The sequence below is a fragment of the Terriglobia bacterium genome (assembly GCA_020072845.1).
Taxonomy (GTDB): domain Bacteria; phylum Acidobacteriota; class Terriglobia; order Terriglobales; family Acidobacteriaceae; genus JAIQGF01.
The window spans coordinates 69,475-89,958 of record JAIQGF010000016.1; the positions used below are offsets into that span (position 1 = coordinate 69,475).

Sequence of the window (20,484 nt, forward strand, 5' to 3'; positions counted from 1 at the left end):
GGAAGAAGCGCGGCGCGTAATGTGATATAGCTTTCCCGGGTACACCGCTTCATGCTGGATATAGCAGCCCTCGTGGCCGGCTTCGCGGTCCTCGCCATCCCCGGCATTTTCCTGTGGCGCGCCGCGTTTCCCGATCATGACCTGGTGGACCGCCTGACCTGGGGCGCTACCGCCGGGCTTGCGCTCGCTGTCCTGATCGCGTTTTACGTTTCCCTGTTCCGTCTGTCACTGTTCTGGCCGCTGTGGATGGGCGTGGTTGCGCTGAGCCTGCTGCTCGCCTGGCTTCGGTCGCCTCGCCGGCAATCGCCTGCGCCAGATCGCACCCGGTTTTGGCTGGCGTTGCTGCTCGCCGTGGTCGCCGTCTCCCGGTTCGCGCCCACGTTCTTTCGTGACATCCCCCTCGGATGGGACCCCAGCTTCCATCTCCTGCTGGCGAAGAAACTGCTGATCACCGACAAGCTCTTTTACGACTGGACCCCTTTTGAAACCGTCGCGCTGAACTATCCTCTGGGCAGTCATCTCCTGATTGTGGTGCTCTCCCGTCTGACCTTAATTCCGCTGCACCGCGTCTTCCAACTGCTGGTTCCGGCGCTGGGTGTGATCACGACCGCCCAGGTGTATGGCCTCGCGAGAAATATTTTCCGCTCCTCGGAGGTCGCGCTGTATTCCGCGTTCGCCTATGGCATGTGGGCGGTCCTCGGCAGCATCGGCTATTACACCTGGGGAGGAATGCCCAACCAACTGGGCATGGTTTTTCTGATTCCGGTGATCGCCATCATGGCCCGGTCGGCGTGCAATCTACGCAGCGCCGCTGCCATTGCCGTGTTCCTCGCCGCCATGTTCGTGACGCACCATCATGTGGCCCTGGTAGCGGGCATTACGCTGGCCGTTGCTGCCGCGTATTTACTGCTCTCCTCCGAAACCGCCGAACCTGAAAAGTGGGGCAAGCTGCGCACTTTGACGCTCGGTGTGGCCGGCGCTATTGGGTTGGCTTCTGCCTATCTTGTGCCACAAGCCATGAAGGCCGCTCGGATTGGCGACACCGATGCGCTCCGCTTCCAAAGCTCCCATTCATTCTTGTCGCTGATCGCCGGCATGGGTGTGGTTTTCGTGGCCTTTGCCATTTGCGGCATCGTCCTGTCATGTGTGCGCGAGGCAGGAGCGCGCGCCGGCATGCTGCTCGCGATGTCACTCGCGCTGCTTGCCGCGTACCTGCTGTGCGGCCCGGTTTATCGCGCCTACGCTTTGCACCACTGGGGAGAGGAGCGCACCGCGCTGGAGCCTTCACGCTTCATTACCGACCTGGTTTACCTGGTCAGCGTATTCGCCGGTTACGCCATGTACCGCCTAGCTTCGCGCTATCGGCTGGAGCTTGGTACAACATTCGCGATCGCGCTGCTGCTGGCGCTCTCCAATATCCCGCTGTGGCGCGAGAGCTTCGCTCCGGACCGCGATCCAGATTGCTGGCGTGCCTACGCCTGGATTCAGCAGCACACCCCGGCCGACACGATCGTGCTGAACACCGATGAATGGGCGCCCTACGCAACCTGGCGACGAACCCTCTTGACTCCCCTGCCGGCCTCGGAACCCCGCGCTGGCGACAACGATGCGCGCCGGGCAGCAGCGGCCTTGTCCGCGGGTCATCCGCCCCTAGTCAGCACAGTGGTCGAGGTGATTGCTCCCGGCGGCAAGTGGCAGCGTGGTTCGGTCATCTGGAATTCACCGTCAGGATGGGCGATCGTGCAGCAGTGGCCGGAGACAGCGGCGACAGCGCCGCGCCGACCAAAACCCGGCCATACGCTGCGCTTCCCCGCTTCTCCGCGCCCTCGGCTGGCGTTTACTTTGCGCCGCTGGAAATCTGAACTTCCGGCAAGCTTGCCGACCGCAATTTCTGGTTGAGTGCCGCGAGGTCACGCGACTTCACCTGCTCCCATTTTGTGAGCAGCAGCGGGAGCGATCGCTGCAAGTCGCGGAAGGTCGCCACCACCTGCGATGTCGGCGCCGTGTCGGCGCTGTCCACCATCTCATACACCGTCCCGAGGCTGCTGCTCAGGCCCGTAAGATTGTCGCTGGCAGCGCGCTGTCCGTATTCGCCGGGCGCGCCCTCCAGTGTTCGCAAGGTCTTGTCCAGTTCGTTGATCGCTTCGGCAACATCGCCCGGCAGCGACTTCGCGGGCATCAGCAGATTCCTTAACTGCGTCCGCACCGAGCGCACCTGCTGCAGGGCGTCGTAGTCCTGCTGCAGCACATCGGCGATCTTGGTTGCGATGTCGAATTGCTGCGCCAGGCCCTCCGCCGGCGTGGTGACGCGCGGGTCCATCTTCACCGTGAGTTTTTGCGACAAGGTCTTCCCGTCCGCCGTGAGCTTCACCGTGTACTCGCCCGGCAGCGCGCGAGGCCCTTGCGGCGCCAGCGGAGTGTCGTGGGGAATCGCCGAAATCGGCAAGTTCCGCCTCAGCACGGCAGGCGGAGGATAGTGCAGGTCCCAAACCCAACGATGCATCCCCGACGACGCTGCCAAAACCCGCGGCGGCCTTGCCCAGGACGTCATCACGGTCAAGTCTTTGGGGTTGATCTCTTCCGGTTTATCCGTGCTGGCGAAGCGCCGCACCAATTTCTCCGCAGCATCAAATACCTCTAAAACAGCCTGTTGGCTTTCATCCTTCAAGTAGTAGTTGATGATTGCACCATCCGGCGGATTCTGACCCGCCGGCTCTTCCGGCGGCAGCGGCGTGTCGGTATTGGTGCTGCGCCGCACGCGATATGCGACCTGTGGTTGGAACAGATGCGCCTGCGCCCGCGCCATTTCGACCGACATCTGCCGCAAGGGCGTAATGTCATCCAGAATCCAGAACGACCGCCCGTGCGTGCCCACCACGATGTCGTCGCCATGCACCACCAGGTCGCGCATGGAGGTGTGCGGCAGGTTCAATTGCAGCGCTTGCCAGTGGTCGCCATCATCGAAGGAGACCCAGATGCTAGTCTCCGTTCCGGCAAACAGCAGGCCCTTGCGCTCCGGATCTTCGCGCACCGCGTTCACCGCGGCATCGTCGGGCAAGCCGTTGGTGATCTTCTGCCAGGTCTCGCCGCCGTCGTGCGTACGGTAGATGTAGGCATGCAGGTCGTCAAGCCGGAAGCGATTCACCGCGGCATAGCAAGTGTTGGTGTCGAAGTGCCCGGCCTCGATCTGCGCGACCTTGCTCCATGGCGTCAACTCCGCAGGCGTGACGTTCTGCCAGGTCTTACCGCCGTCGCGGGTGACGTGGATGAGCCCATCATCGCTGCCCACCCAAATGACGTTCGCATCCTGGAATGAAGGCCCGATGCTGTAGATCACGCCGCGATGTTCGGTCTTGTCGTTGGCCGCGAAATTTCCCAGGTTTGGCGGCACACCGGGATGCTCGCGCGTCAGGTCGGGACTGACAACCTCCCAGCTCTGCCCGCCGTTGGTCGTCTTGAACAGCACGTTCGATCCGAGGTAAAGCGCGTGCTTGTCCACCGGGGAGAAGATGAGCGGCGCGGTGCGATTGAAGCGGTACTTCCCTGTCCGCAGCACGACCGGTGAAACATCCTGGGACTGCGTGGTCGTCTGGTCGTAGCGCGAGACTTTGCCGCCGTAAATGAAGTTCGGATGCAGCGGATCGGGCGCGACGTAGCCATACTCCTCCGTGCCCACGGTGTGCCAGTCGCGAAAGGTGATGGCGCCGTAATCGCTGCGGCTGGCGGTGCCGGCCGACCCGCTCTCCTGTTGCCCGCCGTACACCCAGTAGGGAAAGCGGTCGTCGGTGATCACGTGATAGAACTGCGCCGTCGGCTGGTTGTACCACGAACTCCAGGTGGCGCCACCGTTCACGGTCAGGGTCGCGCCCTGGTCGGCGCCCATCAGGATGATGTCGGGATTCTCCGGGTTGATCCAGATGCGGTGGTAATCATCGCCGCCGGGCGCGCCTTTGATGGCGGTGAAGCTGGTTCCGCCGTCGGTGGAGCGGTACGTCGTGGTATTGGCGGAGTACACAACGTCCGGATTGCGTGGGTCCACCTTGACCTCGGCGAAATCGTCGGCGCGACCGTAGACCCGCGTTTCATTGTTGACCCGATTCCACGTCTGGCCGGCATTGTCGGAGCGATAGAGGCCGCCGTGCTCCGCGTCCGCCTGCACCGTCGCGTAGATGCGATTGGGATTGCTGGGCGCGATGCCGAGCCCGATTCGCCCTAGCCCTTCCGCCCACGTCGGCAGCCCCTGCGTTAGCGGCTGCCAGGTTTTTCCGCCGTCGGTGGATTTGAACAGTCCGCTGCCCGGCCCGAGAATGGCGCCCCCGGTGGTCCATGGTGGCCGGCGCGCCGACCACAGCACGGCATACAGAGTCTGCGAGTTCTTCGGGTCGAATGCCAAATCAATCGCACCCGTGTTCTCGTCTTTGTAGAGAATCTTTTCCCAGGATTCTCCGCCGTCGGTGGAGCGGAATATGCCGCGCTCCTGGTTCGGCCCGTAGGGATGTCCGAGCACCGCGGCGAAGACGCGGTTGGGATCGCGCGGGTCTACCAGCACCACCGGAATTTGCCAGCCATCGCGCAGGCCAAGGTGCTGCCAGGTCTTGCCCGCGTCGGTGGACTTGTAAATTCCGTCGCCAGTCGAGAGGTCCGGGCGCTGCAGGCCTTCGCCGCTGCCGATGTAAGTGATGTCGGGATTGGAGGGCGCCACCGCCAGCGCTCCGATGGAGCCGGTCGGCTGGCCGTCGAAGATGGGATGCCAGGTGTGCCCGAAGTCGGTGCTCTTCCAGGCGCCGCCGTTGTTGACCCCGATGTAAAAGACGTTCTGCTTTCCGGGAATTCCCGTCGCCGCCACCGTTCGCCCGCCGCGAAACGGGCCAATCATTCGCCACCGCATCTCCTGATAGAGCGAGGGACTAAACTGTTGCCCGACAAGCGGCGCCCCGACGCACAACATCACCAACAGCCAGCGCAAACGCCCCATTGTTTTCACCCCGTGCGATCTATCGCGAAGCGACGATTGTACGCCTCCGCGAAATCTCCGCGCCGTGTGCGCTGATGCTGGTAGTGGGTCAATTTTTGGTTTGCCGATAATTCATCCAGAAAAGTACCCCGGGGACGGGGACTCGGACCATTGCCGACACGACAGCCGCGTTTTCTCGCGTGGTCCGCGAGTCACGCTCTACGAATTGTGGGCGTCCTGTGCCGAATCTCGGCAACAAAATCGACTGCATCCGCAACATAGCCTTGACATACGATGGACGAAGCGCTAACTGTGGCAGAGTGTTCGTGGTCGCCTCGAATATCGGCAGGAACGTTTCAGGTGAGCACGAGGGAGCTACGTCAATGTGGGCCTGATGTCAGTCGTGAGACGAGCGGAGGATATCCTAATGGCAGAAGTGATTTCCAGGGAATGTTGTTTTCGCACAGACAATCTCCCTTTTTCTAAAGCTGTTTGGGAAGTCACGTTCGCGTGTCCGCTTAAATGTCCCTATTGTTTCCAGGAACGTACCGGCCATAGAAATGATATTTCGCGAGCAGATATGCACTCGGTCCGAGAAGGTGCCTTACGATTCCTTCAGTTCATGCAGCCGAGGAGTGTGCTTTTATCTGGTGGAGAGCCACTAACGCTGGGCGAAGATCTTTTCAAGCTAATTGAATCCATCAAAGAAATGGGCGCTGACTTTTCCGTGTCCACGACAGGGTTTCCTCAAGAGGTATTTCTGAGAATGCTCGAATTCGGGCCCGGCGGGATCAACATTAGCATCGACCCTGCAGGCATGGAGGGGAACCAGTACGAGTATCGCAAGACCAAGTTTGAGACACTCCTTGCCACTCTACAGGCAATATCCTCGAAAAGAATTCCCATCAAGGGTACTTCTCTCATCACAAAAGAAAACCTCCAAAACGTGCCCGCCTATGTGGATATGCTTCGCACCTTGGCGGCCAAGGCACCAACACTGCGGACCCTCTTCATTACAAACCCATATCACATTGGATACGCGCGCCCTGATCTTTCTGTAAAACCCAGCGATGTTGAGGAGTTCGTTGGCCAAGTTCGTTCACTTGCGACTTCGTCAATTGATCTCCGCTTCATTAATTTCTCGTCAATTGCTTTGCCCCTGCAGGACTGTCCTGCTGCAGCAAGCATCTTCTCAATAGTTCCGAACGGAGATGTTGTTGGATGCCCGTTTCTGTACCAGCGGAGTTCAAGCTTCGCTGTTGGCAATGTTGCCGAGAATCCAGCGGATGTCATCAGACGCAGTTTAGAGCGGTTCCGAGGTTTTCTCACGCAGAACATGCATCAACTGATTTGCTCCACGCCCGAGTGTGTGGAGTGCCCCGCCAAGCAGGAGTGCCATGGTGGATGTTTCGCAGAATCGTTCGCGATGAAAGAGACTTCGATACCGGCGCTATTGTGCAAGAGAACTGCTCAGAACGCCCAAGGACGCGACGAGAAACTTCTCTCGCTTCCCTTACAGGTGCGAAGGAAACTAATGGCTGGAAGACCAAAGGCAAGTTTCGAGCGGAGCAGCCTTGATCCCGAGCTAGAGGTCCGAATGGCCAGCCATGTTCGCGAATATATGAAGCACAGTTTCTCAGACATCGCACACCGTTTCGACCACGTCGAGGCTGTTGTCCAATTGGCGAAAACAATCGCGACACAGGAGAAGGCAAACAAGAGGATTGTCGTCCCTGCTGCATATTTTCACGATTTTGCACCACGGCAGCACGAGGCATTTCATTTCCACACGGACGAATCAGCGGATGCAGCCGCTACATTCCTTAACGAGAATGGGTTTGACGCTGACGAAATCACTGCAATCGTGCACTGCATTGTAGCGTCTGAGTTCAGTTCTTACCTGTTGGGAATCGAACCTAGGACCATAGAAGCAAGAGTTGTACGCGATGCAGACTTCTTGGAGTCAATGGGAGCAAGGGGAATAGCACGGGCATTTGCCTTCGCCGGCAAACATTGCGCCGAACTGGGAGATGTTGATTACGATCCTTACTCTCCACCATTCACACATCACAATATTATGGCGCCTGATACGACTCCGATACAGCACTTCGCAGCCAAACTTCTCCTGCTGAATCGGTTACTCTTGACCGCGTCAGGAAAAGGCATGGGACGACGTCGACATAAGTTAATGTTGGATTTCCTGCTGCAATACAAGAACGAGATGAAGGGCGTGAGTTGAGCAGACCTCCGACGACTGTCCCGTTCGGATTCGGAGCGATTACTCCGCGCATCTCCAGCACTACACGTTGCGCGGTTCCGCACGAGTCACGCCGACCCGGAAATTGACCCACTACCAAGCCCTCCCCACTTGGCGAAATTCCTGCGCCGGTGGTAGCTTGGTGGTTCGTCGTACAGGAGAACAAGCCTCATGCTGAAGCTCGCTTTCGCGACCCTTGCACTTGCGTTCCTGCTCGCCTCCGCGCCCGCGCAGAACTCCGGCGGGCCCACCAAGGTTACAGGCAAACCGACCAAGCTGCCCGACGGCCTGGAGTATTGGGACATCAAGGAAGGTACCGGCCCGGCCGCCAAAAAAGGCGACAAGGTCAAGGTCCACTACACCGGCTGGCTGACGGATGGCAAGAAATTCGACAGCTCGGTGGACCGCAACGATCCGTTTATCTTCACGCTTGGCGCCGGCCAGGTCATTAAGGGATGGGACGAGGGCGTCGCCGGCATGAAGGTTGGCGGCAAGCGCCAGTTGCGCATTCCGCCTGAGCTGGGTTACGGCAGCCGCGGCGCCGGCGGCGGCCTTATCCCGCCCAATGCCACCCTCATCTTTGACGTGGACCTTCTCGGCATTGGCAAATAGAAAACCTAACCACGGATTCCCACGGATTTCCGCGGATCAAAAGCAAGGCACGCCTCAAGACAAGGCGCGTTTTCTTTTTTGCTTTATCCGTGTGAATCCGCGTGAATCTGTGGCTAAGTTTCTTTACGCGGCGACTTTTTTCGTGATCGCCTCGACCTGCTTGACATGGTTCAGGTCGTGACCTGCCATGGTCTCGACGAGCTCGCCGAAGCTTCCCTCGCCGCGTTCCGGGTGGGTATTTTTCTTCGACCGCGCCGCTGGACCAGCCTGTTCGATCAGTTGCATGTTCCAGTGGCGCACTGCCGAAAAGACCGCCAACGCCGCGTGCGCATCGTGGCCGGCGTACATCTGTGACCATTGATCCTGATCGAACGGCTGGATCACGTGATGGTCCTCGGACAGCGTCTGCCGCAAGCGGAAGGCGAACGCTATTTCGCAATCGGCAAGGTGGCAGAAAATCTCGCGCGCGCTCCACTTCCCCGGCGCCGGCGAGTAGTTGATCCGCTCCGGACCCAGCAGGTTCGCCAACGCTTCCAGGCGTGTCGGCGTGCCGGTAATCACCTCGGCTGCTTCTTGATCTTTCAGGAATGATGCGTACGGATTCATGGTCAGGCCTCCATGTTCGGTTTTCGGCTGCTACCAGCTTGGATTGGATTGCTCGCCGCGCCGGCAAGCTTCAAAACCATAGCCGCAGCGCGCGGACAATGTGGGATGAGTCGCTGACCCCTGTCGTTCAATGTTCGGCGCGAATCAACTTGCACAACGCGTCTGTAGCTTCGCGCGTGCTGGCACGGCCACCCAGGTCGGGCGTCTTGGCGGTTGCGTTGGCCGCAAATTCCTCGATGGCACGCATCAGCGCCTTGGCCGCATCCGCCTCGCCCAGGTGCTCCAGCATCATCTGGACGGACCACACCGTCCCCAAAGGATTTGCCAGCCCCTTGCCCGCAATGTCGGGGGCCGACCCATGGATCGCCTGGAACAGGCTGGGATATTTCCGCTCGGGATTCAGATTCGCGCTCGGAGCAATGCCCATGCTGCCCGAGATGGCCGCGCCCAGGTCGGTCAGAATGTCTCCGAACAGGTTCGACGCAACCACCATGTCCAGGCTTTCCGGCTTGGACACGAAGCGCGCGCACAGCGAGTCCACCAACTGCTGTTCATGGGCAATGTCGGCGTACTGCGCCGCCACGCCGGCGAAGACTTCGTCCCAGAACACCATGTTGTACTGCATGGCATTCGATTTGGTGGCGCTGGTCACCTTCTTGCGCCCGTTGGCACGCGCATATTCGAATGCATAGCGGATCACGCGCTCGGTGCCGTGGCGGGTGTGCACGCTGCTTTGGATGGCGACCTCGTCGGCCGTCCCGCGATGCACCCGCCCGCCAACCCCGGCGTATTCGCCCTCGGCGTTCTCGCGCACGCAGACCATGTCGATGTCCTGGGGAGACTTGCCCGCGAGCGGCGTCCTGATCCCTGCCAGCAGCCGCATGGGGCGCAGGTTGATGTACTGATCGAATCCCTGCCGGATGGGCAACAGCAGTCCCCACAGCGTAATGTGGTCGGGCACGCGCGGGTCGCCCACCGGCCCCAGCAGGATGGCGTCGAAGCCGCCGCGCTCCAATTGCTGCATGCCGTCGCGCGGCATCATCGCGCCCTCGCGCAGGTAGCGCGCCGTTCCCCACTCAAACACCTGCGTCTCGAAATTGAACGACGCTTGCCTTTCTGCCACGGCGCGCAGCACCTGTAGTCCGGCGGGAATGACCTCGGCGCCGATTCCGTCTCCCGGCAGCACGGCGAACCTGAAATTTCTCATGCTTACAGTATCTTCGCAAGGCAAACTGGCCGCAACATATCGAGATTGCTTGGTTATCGCTGCGAACCACTCGCCTCCTGCCTGTTGCCGGCTGCGATCGCGCTCGCCGAGTTGCTTGCCAGCACGGTGCGGGCACGCGCAAGCTCCGGCCGGTCGGAGTGCGCATTAGCGCAGTTTTTCAGCAGGGTTGCGTAATAAGAATTCGCCGTTGCCGGTTGCCCTGCCAGTTCGGCGGCCCGCGCGGCGCCGTAGAGCCCGTTGAAGCGGTTGGGGTCGACCTTCATGGATTGTTCGTACTCCGCCAGCGCCTCCTGGGGGCGGTTCAATTCCAGAAGCATGTTGGCGAGCATCTCGCGCGCGGGGATGTCGGTCTCGTCCTTGCCCTGGGCGTCCTGCCGGTCGGCAGCGCGACGCATCAGGCGAACCGCTTCGTCATTCTTCTTGTCCGCGAAGGCGGCCCAGGCACTGATTTCGTCGCGCGGCACGCCGGCAAGCAGTTCGGCCAAGTAGGCCTGGTTCGACTTGCGCACCGATTCGAGAAGCAAATCGTATTGCTCCAGGGCCTTCCGTGCGCCGTCGGCGTCGTGCCGGTGGCCGGCGCCGATGCCGCGCGCCCAAAAACTGGTGAGCTGGTCGAGGGGTTTGGCATCCGCCGGGGGTTGCAGGGCCGCTGCGTCCGCCCAGTGGTGCATCTCGAGCGCATACAGGGCCGGGAATTCGGTCATCGCGTAACCGGTATGGTCCGCCATCGTGTCGTGCGCGTGCCCGGCCTTGATTTCCGCAACGGTGTTCGCCAAGTCATCCACGATCTGCCTGGCCGACTGATCTTCACCCACCTGCAAGTAGGCGTAGATCAGGAAATCCATGGCGTGCAACTGATGGGAAGCGCCGCCCATGTGCATGGCGGCGGACTGGCGAGTCAGAGCGACGGAGGTGAGGTTGGACTGGATGTCCTCCTGCCACAGGCCCAGCCGGGCGAAGATATGCGACGGCATGTGGACCGCGTGCGGCGAAGACGAGGCGATGTGCGCATACCGGCGCGCCGCCTCCAGGCCCATGGGGGCCATCTGCGGCGAGTCGCACGCATGAATGATGTAGTGCGCCAGCCCCGGATGCGTGGGATTCTCGCGGAAGAGGGGCATGAGCACGGCAACCGCTTTCTTCCGTTCGACGAACTTGGTGTCGTCGAGAGGCGCGGCTGCCAACAGCGATAAGGCGTAGAACGCGCCCGCTTCATGATCACTCGGATAGCGGGCGTACAGCTTCTCCATCGCCTCGGCGTACGCCGTGGCGCGTGCCTGGTGGTTCCGGGTGGCATAGTCGCGGTAGAACACGGCAAGGGCATTGATGTAGCCGCGCTCGCGATCGGTTTTGGCGCCGATTGACTGCGCTTTCTGGATCTCCTCCCAGCCGTGTTTCAGCACCGGTTCCTGTGGGCGGTCCCAAAGCTGGTGGTAGAGGCTGAGCGCGACACCCCAGTGCGCCATGGCACACCGGGGGTCCTGCTGCGCGATGGCGGTGAACTGCTTCTCCGCCTCCTCGTACCAGAAGGAGTGCATCAGCGCCACAGCGCGTTCGAACGGCTTCTGCGCTGCGGGTGTACAGGAAATTGGGAAGGAAACCGTGCCCAGTTGCTCGGCCGCGTCGTGGTGGCCGTGATGTTCGTCATCGGCGAAAGCACCAGGCAGGCAAACCAGGCAAATGAGCAGAAGGAACCAAGTAAATCGTTTCACGCGTCACCCCACAGTTCCACCGAGTGTAGCGGTGTGTCCGGCGGCGCGTCAACGGCACGTCAGCGATCGGCTAATCTTGGCGTCCCCGGCGGGATTCGAACCCGCGTTACCGCCGTGAAAGGGCGATGTCCTAGGCCGGGCTAGACGACGGGGACGCTTGCTGGGCGGGAAATTCCTGCCGAACCATTCATCGTAGCAGTCCATTTCTTCCACTGTCAAAGCTTCACCGGTCCGCGCAGCCGGTCGTCCGTGGCGCAAGTCGCTCAGCGCCATCTAAAATAGTCGGCATGGCCGACCCGCTCTATCTCAGCCTCTGGTTCCCGCGCTTCCGTGAATCCGACATCATGCCGCGCCTGCTCTCGGTGGTGCGCCAGTTCTTGTTTTCGGCCTCGCGGCCCGGGGTGACTGAGGTCGCCGTGCACCCCGTCTCCTGGAGCGAGCCGACCATCCTGGAACGCCGTTTTCACCCCGGGATCGACCCCGAGCAGGCCATCGCCATCGTCGCCGACATGCTGCACGACGATCACGCCTATCTGCTGGAAGGCTACTGGGACCTGTGGGTGCAGCCGGAAGGCAGCGCCGAGTGGATCGTCGAACCGCGCCAGGTGAAGTTCATCGCCCACGGACTGGAATTCGACGAAGGGACCTACCAGGAGAGCGGTCACATTCAGGTGGACTTCGGACTCGACACGCCCTTCCTCTTCGAGGGCGTTGACCTCACCGAAGTCTCAGAGCCGCGCATTCGCGCCAACGTTCAGAAGCTGATCAACTTCAGCAACGCCGTGGAGAAGAACTGCGGCGTCACCGGCCGCGTGCTGTGGTCCGAATCCGAGGAAAACCTGGCGCAAAAACTCATCGCCCGCCTGCAGAAAACGCACTAACCAGTTGTGAGTTGTGAGTTGGGAGCCGATCGGATCAGGGGATCGGCACGTAGCGCAAACAAACAGGAAATGTCATTCCGAACGCAACGAGGCATCTCTTTTCAAGCGCCGCTGCTCGGGGCCTGCAGCTTTCCACTAATTTCACTCACAACTCCGAACTCACAACTCAAAACTCGCTACCAGTCCAGCAGCGCGTTGTCCACCGGACACCGGGTGCCCCGCTTGCGGTTGTCGCCGCCGGCGATGCGCGGCGGCGCGCTGTTCACGATGCGCACCACCGCATCGGAATCGAACGGAAGGTCCGGTGTGGCCAGGTCTTTCTTGTTGTCCTGCGCCTCGCGCAAGGTGATCGCGATGTTGGCGCCGTCCACCTTGCCGGGATAGGTCTTCCAGCCTTCCTTGGCCGTCACCATGAACTTATCGAAGCCGCGCTGGGCCGTGTTTTCAATGTCCACGCGCGATCGCGCGCTCAGGCTCTTCACCTGGATGGTTCCACTCGATCCCTTGGGGAAATTCACCAGGATTTTGTCGCCGTTGTCCAGCAGCAGGAAATCCTTCTGCGTCATTTGCGCCGACATCATCACCACCGCCAAAAGAACGGCCGTCACACATAGCACGACTCTCGCCTTCATTCAGGCCCTCCGAATCCTCTTCCCTGAATCCTACAACAGAATTCCGCCGCGCTGAATTCATCTCGCCGCACGGTGCAATTCCATTCTGGAAAAAAGGCCCGGTCGATGACCGAGCCTCTCTTCCTGAAGCCTGCAGCCTGCAGCCTATTTCGTTCTACCCGCCTCCGCTCCCAGCTTTTCGCCGGCCGCGGCCTGGGCCGCCGCCAGACGCGCCGTGAGCACGCGGTACGGAGAGCAGGAAACGTAGTCCATCCCGACCAGGTAGCAGAACTCCACCGAGGCCGGCTCGCCGCCGTGCTCGCCGCAGATTCCGACTTCCAGGTTGGGCCGTGTCTTGCGCCCGCGCTCGATGCCCATCCGCACCAAATCGCCCACGCCCTCGCGATCGATAACCTGGAACGGGTCCTGCTTCAGGATCCCCTCCGACACGTACTTGGGCAGGAACTTGTTGATGTCATCGCGCGAGAAGCCATACGTGGTCTGCGTCAGGTCGTTGGTGCCGAAGCTGAAGAACTCGGCTTCCTGCGCGATCTTGTCCGCCACCACGCACGCGCGCGGCAACTCGATCATCGTGCCAACCAGGTAGTGCACCTTGCGTTCTTTCTCCGCGAACACTTCCTCGGCGACGCGGCGGCAGATGGCAGCCTGGTGCTCCATCTCCTTCAGCGTGCTGGTGAGCGGGATCATGATTTCGGCGTGCGTCTTCACGCCTTCCTTCTCCACCTGCACCGCCGCCTCGATGATGGCGCGCGCCTGCATCTCCGTGACCTCCGGCAGAGCAATGCCCAACCGGCAGCCGCGGAAGCCCAGCATCGGGTTGAACTCGTGCAGTTCTTCCACGCGCGCCAGGATCTTGCGCAGCTCTTTCAGCTTGGGAGATTTCGGCTTGGTCGCTTCCAGCACCGCGATCTCCACCATCAGCTCTTCGCGCTTGGGCAGGAACTCGTGCAGCGGCGGATCGAGCAGGCGGATGGTCACCGGCAGCCCTTCCATCGCCCGGAACAGCCCGGCGAAGTCCGCGCGCTGCATGGGCAGCAGCTTCTTCAGCGCGGCGCGCCGGTCTTTCTCGTTGTTGGCGAGAATCATGGCGCGCATGTGCGGAATGCGGTCTTCGGCGAAGAACATGTGCTCGGTGCGGCACAGCCCGATTCCCTCCGCCCCGAAGGCACGCGCCTGGATGGCGTCGCGCGGAATATCGGCATTGGCGCGCACCCCCAGCTTGCGGTACGGCTCGCTCCAGCTCAGCAGGGTTTGCAGCTCGGGATCGTCCACCGACGCCGCCACCGTGTTCAGCCGGCCTTTGATCACGCGCCCGGTGGTGCCATCCAGCGAGATCCAGTCGCCTTCGTGGAACACCTGCCCATCGACGTGCATCTCCTTCTTGCTCTCGTGAACCTGGATTTCGCCCGCGCCCACGATGCCGCACTTGCCCATGCCGCGCGTGACCACGGCCGCGTGGCTGGTCATGCCGCCGCGCGAGGTCAGAATGCCCACCGCTACTTCCATGCCGTGGATGTCTTCCGGCGTGGTCTCGCCGCGCACCAGGATCACCGGGTTCTTTTTCTTGCCCGTGCCCGCCTTCACCACCGCTTCGTCGGCGGTGAACACGATCTGGCCCACGGCCGCGCCCGGCGACGCCGGCAGCCCCGTGGCCAGCACTACGACGTTCACGCCCTTCTCGTCCAGCCGCGGAACCAGGAAGTCGTACAACTGGTTCGGCTCGACGCGCATGAACCCCTCTTCCTTGGTGATCAGCCCTTCGTTCACCATCTGGAGCGCCACCCGTACCGCGGCGCGCCCGGTCCGCTTGCCGTTGCGCGTCTGCAGCATGTAGAGCTTGCCGTCCTGGATGGTGAACTCGAAGTCCTGCATGTCCTTGTAGTGCGTTTCCAGCCGCGTGGTGATGTTGCGGAGCTGGTCGTACACCTTGGGCATGATCTTCTTCAGCTCGCCGATGTGCACCGGGGTGCGCACGCCGGACACCACGTCCTCGCCCTGCGCGTTCATCAGGAACTCGCCGTAAAACTCCTTGTCGCCGGTGGCGGGATTGCGCGTGAAGCCCACACCGGTGCCGCTGGTTTCGCCCAGGTTGCCGAAGACCATGGCCTGCACGTTGACCGCGGTGCCCAGGTTGTCGTCGATGTTGTTAATCCGGCGATAGTGCTTGGCGCGCTGGTTCATCCACGAGCGGAACACGGCGTCGCGCGCCATCACGAGCTGCTCTTTCGGCTCCTGCGGGAAGTCGCGCTTGGTGTGCTTCTTCACCACCTTCTTGTACTCGGCGATCACGTCCTTCAGCGCCGCGGCATCGAGGTCGGTGTCCAGCTTGGCTTTCTTCTTTTTCTTGATGCTCTCGAAGACCTCGTCAAATGCGGGTTTCGGGACTTCCAGCACCACGTTGCCGAACATCTGGATCAAGCGGCGATAGCTGTCGTAGGCGAAACGCGGGTTGTTGCTGCGCTTGGCCAGCGCTTCCACCGACGTGTCGTTCAGGCCGAGGTTGAGAATGGTGTCCATCATGCCGGGCATGGAGAACTTGGCGCCCGAGCGCACGCTCACCAGCAGCGGATTTTTTCCCTCGCCCAGTTTTTGGCCCTGGATCTTCTCCAGACGCGCCAGCGCCTCGTTGGTCTGCCGGTCCATCTCCGGCGCAACCTGCCCGCGCATGTACTCGCGGCAGGCATCGGTTTGAATGGTGAATCCCGGCGGAACCGGCAGTGCGGCATTGGTCATCTCGGCCAGACCGGCACCCTTGCCGCCCAGCTCGTCTTTCATCTTCCCGTTGCCGTCGGCCTTGCCTTCGCCGAAGAAGTAAACGTACTTGGTCGCGCCTGTTTGCGGAGTCGTCGCCATTTTTTCAGTCTCAACTTCCATCGTGGGAGTGCTCATATTCCATCCTTTTCTATTAAGCCGTATAAATTTCAGATCCCGCTGTTCACGAAAACCAAAAACCCTTGTCATCCTGAGCGAGGCATCGGCCGCTTTTGCCGATGCCGAGTCGAAGGACCTTGCGTTTCCTCCGTGATCCTCCGTGCCCTCTGTGGTTACTTCTTCTCCGTCACGATCTCGGAAAAATCCGCGATCGTCGAAAACTCGTTGAGCAGCGATTGCAGCAGCGCCAGCCGGTTCGCCCGCACCCGCTCATCTTCGACCATCACCATCACCTTGTCGAAGAACGTGTCCACCGCCGGCCGAATGGTCGCAATCTCTGCCAGCGCACTCGCGTAATCCCGGTTCTGCGACAATTCGCGCACCCGCGGCGCCACCCGCTGCATCTCCTGCGCCAACGCCTTCTCCGGCGGATCGCTGAGCGCGGTAACATCAAGCGCGTCGCCAACCTTCTTCCCCGTCTCTTGCGCCTGCCGCAGAATATTCTTAATCCGCTTAAACGCCGCCGAAATGGCTTCGAAATCTTCCGACGGCCGCACTTTCGCGACTGCCTGCGCCCGCGCGACCACGTCCACCACATCATCAGCGCCCGCCGCGAGCACCGCGTTCACCACGTCGTATGCGAAACCAAGCGCGTCGCGCAGGTAGAACTCCAGCCGCTCCCGGAAGAACAACGATGTCTGAACTACTGTGCCAACTCGAACTGTAGTAACCGCCTTGTCCTCGGTGGTGCCGATCCTCTGCTCCGTCGTTGCCTTGCTGAACGCGTGCGTTCCCGCGAAAACATCACGGAAAGTGAGTGGCAGCTTGTGCTCTGCAATGATCTTAATGATCCCGTTCGCCTGCCTTCTCAGCGCAAACGGATCCTTCGAGCCGCTCGGAATCAGTCCCAGCGCGAACATTCCGGCGATTGAATCCGCTTTGTCCGCAATCGAGAGTACCGCGCCCTCAACGGTCCGCGGCACCGTGTCTTCCATGGACTCCGGCCTGTACTGATCGTAGATCGCGTCGCCGATCGCCGGATCCAGCCCCTGCGCCTTGGCGTACAATCCGCCCACGATTCCCTGCAGCTCGGTAAATTCCTTCACCAGCTCGGTGGTCAGGTCGGTCTTGGCCAGCAGCGCCGCCTTGTGCACGATCCCGGCACGCACCTTGACGCCCGCATCTTCCAGCGTCTGCGAAATCTGGCTGGCGAGCTTCTGGACCCGCATGGTCTTGTCGAAATAGCTGCCAAGATCTTTCTGGAAGGTGACATTCTTCAGCCGCTCCACCCGCTCGCGCAGCGGCTGCTTCTGGTCGGTGTCCCAGAAGAAGCGCGCGTCGTTGAAGCGCGCCCGCAGCACGCGCTCGTGCCCGTGCTGGATAATTCCCGTGGGATCGCCGTCGGTGTTGAGCACTGCCAGAAAATGCGCCGCCAGCTTTCCGGTCGCATCTTCGACCGCGAAATATTTCTGGTGGTCGCGCATCACCGTGACCAGCACCTCTTCCGGCAACGACAGGAACTCGCCCTCGAAATTTCCCAGGATGACGGACGGAAACTCGGTGAGGTTGACCACCGTATCCAGCAGTTCTTTGTCTTCTCGCCAGCGCGCGCCCGCAACCGTGCGGCACGCCCGGTCCAGCTCTTTGCGGATCAGCGCCAGCCGATCCTCGCGTTTTGCGAACACGCCTGCTGCTTTGAGATCCGCCGCGTACGACGTGGGCGCCTTGACCTCAACATCGTGTCCCAGCAAACGGTGCCCGCACGATTTTCGAGCCGCCCTGATTCCCGCGTATTCCAGCGGCACTACCTGCTCTCCCAGCAGAGACACCATCCAGCGCACCGGGCGCACGAACCGCTCCGGCTTGCCCTCGCGCCAGTACATGTTCTTCGCCCAGTAGAGCGCGTTGATTTCCTTGGGCAGCGCCTCCGCCAGGATCTCCTGTGCGGTGCGCCCCTTGCGCGTTACCGTGGCTGCCAGGTATTCGCCCTTCGGCGTGGTGACGGACTTCAGTTGCGCCACATCGACATTCACTTTGCGCGCAAACGCCTGCGCCGCCGCGGTTGGCTGGCCGTCCTTGTAGGCGACCTTGACCGACGGCCCCAGCACCTGCTCTTCCGCATCCGCTTGTTTCTCGGCGATCCCGCGCGCCAGCACCGCCACACGGCGCGGCGTGGAATACGGCTCCACCTCCGGACTCTGCGCCAGCGACTCGCGCTCCAGCACGTCGGCGACGCGTTTGCGCAGCTCCGCCTCGGCGCCGTCAATCATGCGTGCCGGGATCTCTTCCAGTCCGATCTCAAGAAGGAAATCAGGCATTATGCGAACCGCTTATTGTCCCACCTGCTTGCCAGACCGCGCGTGATGCAGGTCACATCGAGGTGTAGCCCCGGACACGTCAAATCGTTTACGCCTTCTCGACCGCTGCCGGTTTCTCCTGGCTGATAGCTGAAAGCTGACGGCCGACAGCTTCTTGTTGCGCCACCCACGCTTTTGCCACCCCGACCGCTAACTGACGTATGCGCGCGATCACCCCCACGCGCTCCGTCACCGAGATCGCCCCGCGCGCATCGAGAATGTTGAACAGGTGCGAGCACTTCAGGCACAGGTCCAAGGCCGGGAGCACCGGGAACCGGCGAATCTGTTCCCGCAGGTGCGCCGGAAAATCCTCATCCACGGTGCGCTCTTTCTTCCCTGCTTCTTTCTTCTCCGACGTGAGTTTGGCGAACTCGCTCAGCAGCTCTTTGCACTCGTCCTCGAAAAGCTCCAAGTGCTTCCACGCGCGGTCCACATCCGCCAGCTCGAAGTTGTACACCGAGAACTGCAACTCGTCGGCCAGGCGCACGTCGCCGTAGGTGACCTCTTCACCCGTCTTGGGATCGCGTGCCCAAACAATCTCGTAAATGGAATTCACGTCCTGCAGGAAGGCCGCGATGCGCTCCAGCCCGTAGGTCAACTCCGCCGAAATCGGGTCGAGATCAATCTGGCCGCACTGCTGAAAGTAGGTGAACTGCGTGATTTCCAGGCCATCGAGCATCACCTGCCAGCCGATTCCCCACGCGCCCAGCGTCGGCGACTCCCAGTTGTCTTCTTCAAACTTGATGTCGTGCTGGCGCAGATCAATTCCGATCGCCTCCAGCGACTTCAGGTAGAGCTCCTGCACGTCTTCAGGTGGAGGTTTAAGGATTACCTGTAACTGCGTGTGTTTATAGAGGCGATTAGGATTCTCGCCGTAGCGCCCGTCGGCCGGGCGGCGCGACGGCTGCACGTACGCCACCCGGTACGGCTGCGGCCCCAGCACGCGCAGGAAAGTCTCCGGCGCCATGGTGCCCGCGCCGACTTCCAAATCATGCGGCTGCTGCAGCACGCATCCGTAGTCGGCAAAGAAATTCGACAGCCGCAGGATGAGCTCCTGAAACGTGGGCGCGTTTTGTTTCTGCTGTGGCATTTAGCTCTTAGCTACTGAAGTTTTTCCAGCATTGTCGCCGTCACCAGCTTCTTCTCCAGATGCCGCTCCAAAATCTGGATCACGAACTTCCGCAAATCGGTGCCCTTCGACTTCGGCCACACCTGCTGCGCCATCGTTTCCACCGGCGAGCGAAACATCTCCGCCGCCAGCGCCCGCGATTCCGGCGTCATTTCGCTCGACGCCAGGCGCTTGTCACTCTGGCACATCAGGCCGTCCACCAGCGCGTGGTAGAAGGCGCGGTTTCCGTCCAGAGCCGCGCCGCAAACCACGCATTCACCAAGCTCCGGCAAAAATCCGACCAGCCGCGTCAACCACAGTTCGAAATAGGTCAGCGGCATCCAGATGGCGTCCGCGCGCAGCGACCGCAGCACCGAGACCGTGAGCCGGAAGATCGCGTCATTGGCCTCGCGGTCGGGCAGCAATTCATCCAGCAATTCCGCAATGTGTCCCAGCGCCACCGCCCGCGGATAATCCACCGCGCTGGTCAGCGGCGACTCCAGGATCTCGCAGGAATCAATGCGCGCCAGTTCCTGCCGCTCCCGGTCCTCGTAATACAGCTTGACCAACGTCAGCGGCTCCAGCGCGCCGCCGAACCGCCGCTTCGACTTCTTCGCCGAACGCGCCACCCCGCGCACCTTGCCTTCGGCGCGCGTGAAAAACGTCACCAGCAGGTCGGCCTCGCGCAGCGGATAGCTGCGCAACACCACCGCCTCGGAATCCTTGAGCGGCATAGGGCTTCGACCGGCTAACGCGCCTGTTCGAGCGAGGACAAACGATGATTCTAACTGACGCGCGCAGGGAGGGAAAGCGGGCTGAGGGTGGCTGGTAGCTGGTCGCTCGCAGCTCGGCTCTATGGCCGAACCTCAGCTACCAGCTACGAAAAAAGAACGGCGCGCCCTCGGCGTGAGGTGCGCGCCGCCGTGAACTTGAAAATCTGCTTACGCCGGGGTGCGGCCGTAGTACGCCGCATTGCGCTCGGCAAACGCTTTCCACTTGTCCGGCAGGTCATCGAGCGCGAAGATCGCCGACACCGGGCACACCGGCACGCAGGCGCCGCAGTCAATGCATTCCACCGGATCGATGTACAGCATTTCCTCGCCGGCATGCGCCGGTTCATCTTTCTTGGGGTGGATGCAGTCCACCGGGCAAGCATCGACGCAGGCCGTGTCCTTGGTGCCGATGCAGGGTTCCGCGATTACGTATGCCATTTCTGTCTCTCCCCTCGGTCCTGGGTATTAGAAAGAATTTATCTGAACGGGTGAT

The 20,484-nt window shown here is 61.4% G+C and carries 14 protein-coding genes and 1 tRNA gene; 4 read left to right on the top strand and 11 right to left on the bottom strand.

Annotated elements, in window-relative coordinates; all coding sequences use genetic code 11:
- Nucleotides 1–51: 51 nt before the first annotated feature.
- Nucleotides 52–1,899 (top strand): hypothetical protein, encoded by a 1,848-nt coding sequence (locus LAN70_16180; GenBank protein MBZ5512687.1) that lies wholly within the window; start codon nt 52–54, stop codon nt 1,897–1,899.
- Here LAN70_16180 and LAN70_16185 read toward each other — a convergent pair.
- Nucleotides 1,838–4,975: a glycoside hydrolase gene (locus LAN70_16185; protein ID MBZ5512688.1), complete on the bottom strand. Its 3,138-nt coding sequence runs from the start codon at nt 4,973–4,975 to the stop codon at nt 1,838–1,840. The genes LAN70_16180 and LAN70_16185 overlap by 62 nt on opposite strands.
- A gap of 406 nt (nt 4,976–5,381) precedes the next feature.
- Here LAN70_16185 and LAN70_16190 point away from each other — a divergent pair, with 406 nt between their 5' ends.
- Entirely contained in the window at nt 5,382–7,193 is a 1,812-nt protein-coding gene (locus LAN70_16190) for a radical SAM protein (protein ID MBZ5512689.1), read from the top strand.
- A 189-nt stretch (nt 7,194–7,382) separates the two neighbouring features.
- Nucleotides 7,383–7,823, top strand: a complete 441-nt coding sequence (locus tag LAN70_16195) for an FKBP-type peptidyl-prolyl cis-trans isomerase (GenBank protein ID MBZ5512690.1) — start codon at nt 7,383–7,385, stop codon at nt 7,821–7,823.
- Between the two features lie 123 nt (nt 7,824–7,946).
- Here LAN70_16195 and LAN70_16200 read toward each other — a convergent pair whose 3' ends face one another.
- The 4 genes from LAN70_16200 to LAN70_16215 all read right to left on the bottom strand — a co-directional run bounded on the left by LAN70_16200 (nt 7,947) and on the right by LAN70_16215 (nt 11,524).
- Complete coding sequence (locus tag LAN70_16200) at nt 7,947–8,429, bottom strand: DinB family protein (protein ID MBZ5512691.1); 483 nt, start codon at nt 8,427–8,429, stop codon at nt 7,947–7,949.
- A gap of 127 nt (nt 8,430–8,556) precedes the next feature.
- A complete protein-coding gene (locus LAN70_16205) occupies nt 8,557–9,636 on the bottom strand; it encodes a tartrate dehydrogenase (GenBank protein ID MBZ5512692.1) in 1,080 nt (359 codons plus the stop codon).
- A 53-nt stretch (nt 9,637–9,689) separates the two neighbouring features.
- Nucleotides 9,690–11,324, bottom strand: a complete 1,635-nt coding sequence (locus tag LAN70_16210) for a hypothetical protein (protein MBZ5512693.1) — start codon at nt 11,322–11,324, stop codon at nt 9,690–9,692.
- Between the two features lie 122 nt (nt 11,325–11,446).
- Nucleotides 11,447–11,524 (bottom strand) — tRNA-Glu (locus LAN70_16215).
- 132 nt (nt 11,525–11,656) lie between these two features.
- Between LAN70_16215 and LAN70_16220 the strand changes: the two genes are divergently transcribed.
- Entirely contained in the window at nt 11,657–12,250 is a 594-nt protein-coding gene (locus LAN70_16220; protein ID MBZ5512694.1) for a hypothetical protein, read from the top strand.
- 176 nt (nt 12,251–12,426) lie between these two features.
- On the opposite strand, the gene LAN70_16225 is transcribed toward LAN70_16220, so the two are convergent.
- The 6 genes from LAN70_16225 to LAN70_16250 all read right to left on the bottom strand — a co-directional run bounded on the left by LAN70_16225 (nt 12,427) and on the right by LAN70_16250 (nt 20,429).
- On the bottom strand, nt 12,427–12,882 hold the full coding sequence (locus LAN70_16225; protein MBZ5512695.1) for a hypothetical protein: 456 nt from the start codon (nt 12,880–12,882) through the stop codon (nt 12,427–12,429).
- 144 nt (nt 12,883–13,026) lie between these two features.
- On the bottom strand, nt 13,027–15,771 hold the full coding sequence (gene ppdK, locus LAN70_16230) for a pyruvate, phosphate dikinase (protein ID MBZ5512696.1): 2,745 nt from the start codon (nt 15,769–15,771) through the stop codon (nt 13,027–13,029).
- A 155-nt stretch (nt 15,772–15,926) separates the two neighbouring features.
- Nucleotides 15,927–18,071: a glycine--tRNA ligase subunit beta gene (gene glyS / locus LAN70_16235; GenBank protein ID MBZ5512697.1), complete on the bottom strand. Its 2,145-nt coding sequence runs from the start codon at nt 18,069–18,071 to the stop codon at nt 15,927–15,929.
- Nucleotides 18,072–18,159: 88 nt separating this feature from the next.
- Nucleotides 18,160–19,200, bottom strand: coding sequence for a glycine--tRNA ligase subunit alpha (locus LAN70_16240; protein ID MBZ5512698.1), 1,041 nt, complete (start codon nt 19,198–19,200; stop codon nt 18,160–18,162).
- Between the two features lie 11 nt (nt 19,201–19,211).
- Nucleotides 19,212–19,952 (bottom strand): DNA repair protein RecO, encoded by a 741-nt coding sequence (gene recO / locus LAN70_16245; protein MBZ5512699.1) that lies wholly within the window; start codon nt 19,950–19,952, stop codon nt 19,212–19,214.
- Nucleotides 19,953–20,159: 207 nt separating this feature from the next.
- Entirely contained in the window at nt 20,160–20,429 is a 270-nt protein-coding gene (locus LAN70_16250) for a ferredoxin family protein (protein ID MBZ5512700.1), read from the bottom strand.
- Nucleotides 20,430–20,484 lie beyond the last annotated feature (55 nt).

Coding starts and splice junctions, on each gene's coding strand:
- LAN70_16180 (MBZ5512687.1), top strand. CDS start 52: ATGCTGGATATAGCAGCCCTCGTGGCCGGCTTCGCGGTCCTCGCCATC.
- LAN70_16185 (MBZ5512688.1), bottom strand. CDS start 4,975: ATGGGGCGTTTGCGCTGGCTGTTGGTGATGTTGTGCGTCGGGGCGCCG.
- LAN70_16190 (MBZ5512689.1), top strand. CDS start 5,382: ATGGCAGAAGTGATTTCCAGGGAATGTTGTTTTCGCACAGACAATCTC.
- LAN70_16195 (MBZ5512690.1), top strand. CDS start 7,383: ATGCTGAAGCTCGCTTTCGCGACCCTTGCACTTGCGTTCCTGCTCGCC.
- LAN70_16200 (MBZ5512691.1), bottom strand. CDS start 8,429: ATGAATCCGTACGCATCATTCCTGAAAGATCAAGAAGCAGCCGAGGTG.
- LAN70_16205 (MBZ5512692.1), bottom strand. CDS start 9,636: ATGAGAAATTTCAGGTTCGCCGTGCTGCCGGGAGACGGAATCGGCGCC.
- LAN70_16220 (MBZ5512694.1), top strand. CDS start 11,657: ATGGCCGACCCGCTCTATCTCAGCCTCTGGTTCCCGCGCTTCCGTGAA.
- LAN70_16225 (MBZ5512695.1), bottom strand. CDS start 12,882: ATGAAGGCGAGAGTCGTGCTATGTGTGACGGCCGTTCTTTTGGCGGTG.
- ppdK (MBZ5512696.1), bottom strand. CDS start 15,771: ATGAGCACTCCCACGATGGAAGTTGAGACTGAAAAAATGGCGACGACT.
- glyS (MBZ5512697.1), bottom strand. CDS start 18,071: ATGCCTGATTTCCTTCTTGAGATCGGACTGGAAGAGATCCCGGCACGC.
- LAN70_16240 (MBZ5512698.1), bottom strand. CDS start 19,200: ATGCCACAGCAGAAACAAAACGCGCCCACGTTTCAGGAGCTCATCCTG.
- recO (MBZ5512699.1), bottom strand. CDS start 19,952: ATGCCGCTCAAGGATTCCGAGGCGGTGGTGTTGCGCAGCTATCCGCTG.
- LAN70_16250 (MBZ5512700.1), bottom strand. CDS start 20,429: ATGGCATACGTAATCGCGGAACCCTGCATCGGCACCAAGGACACGGCC.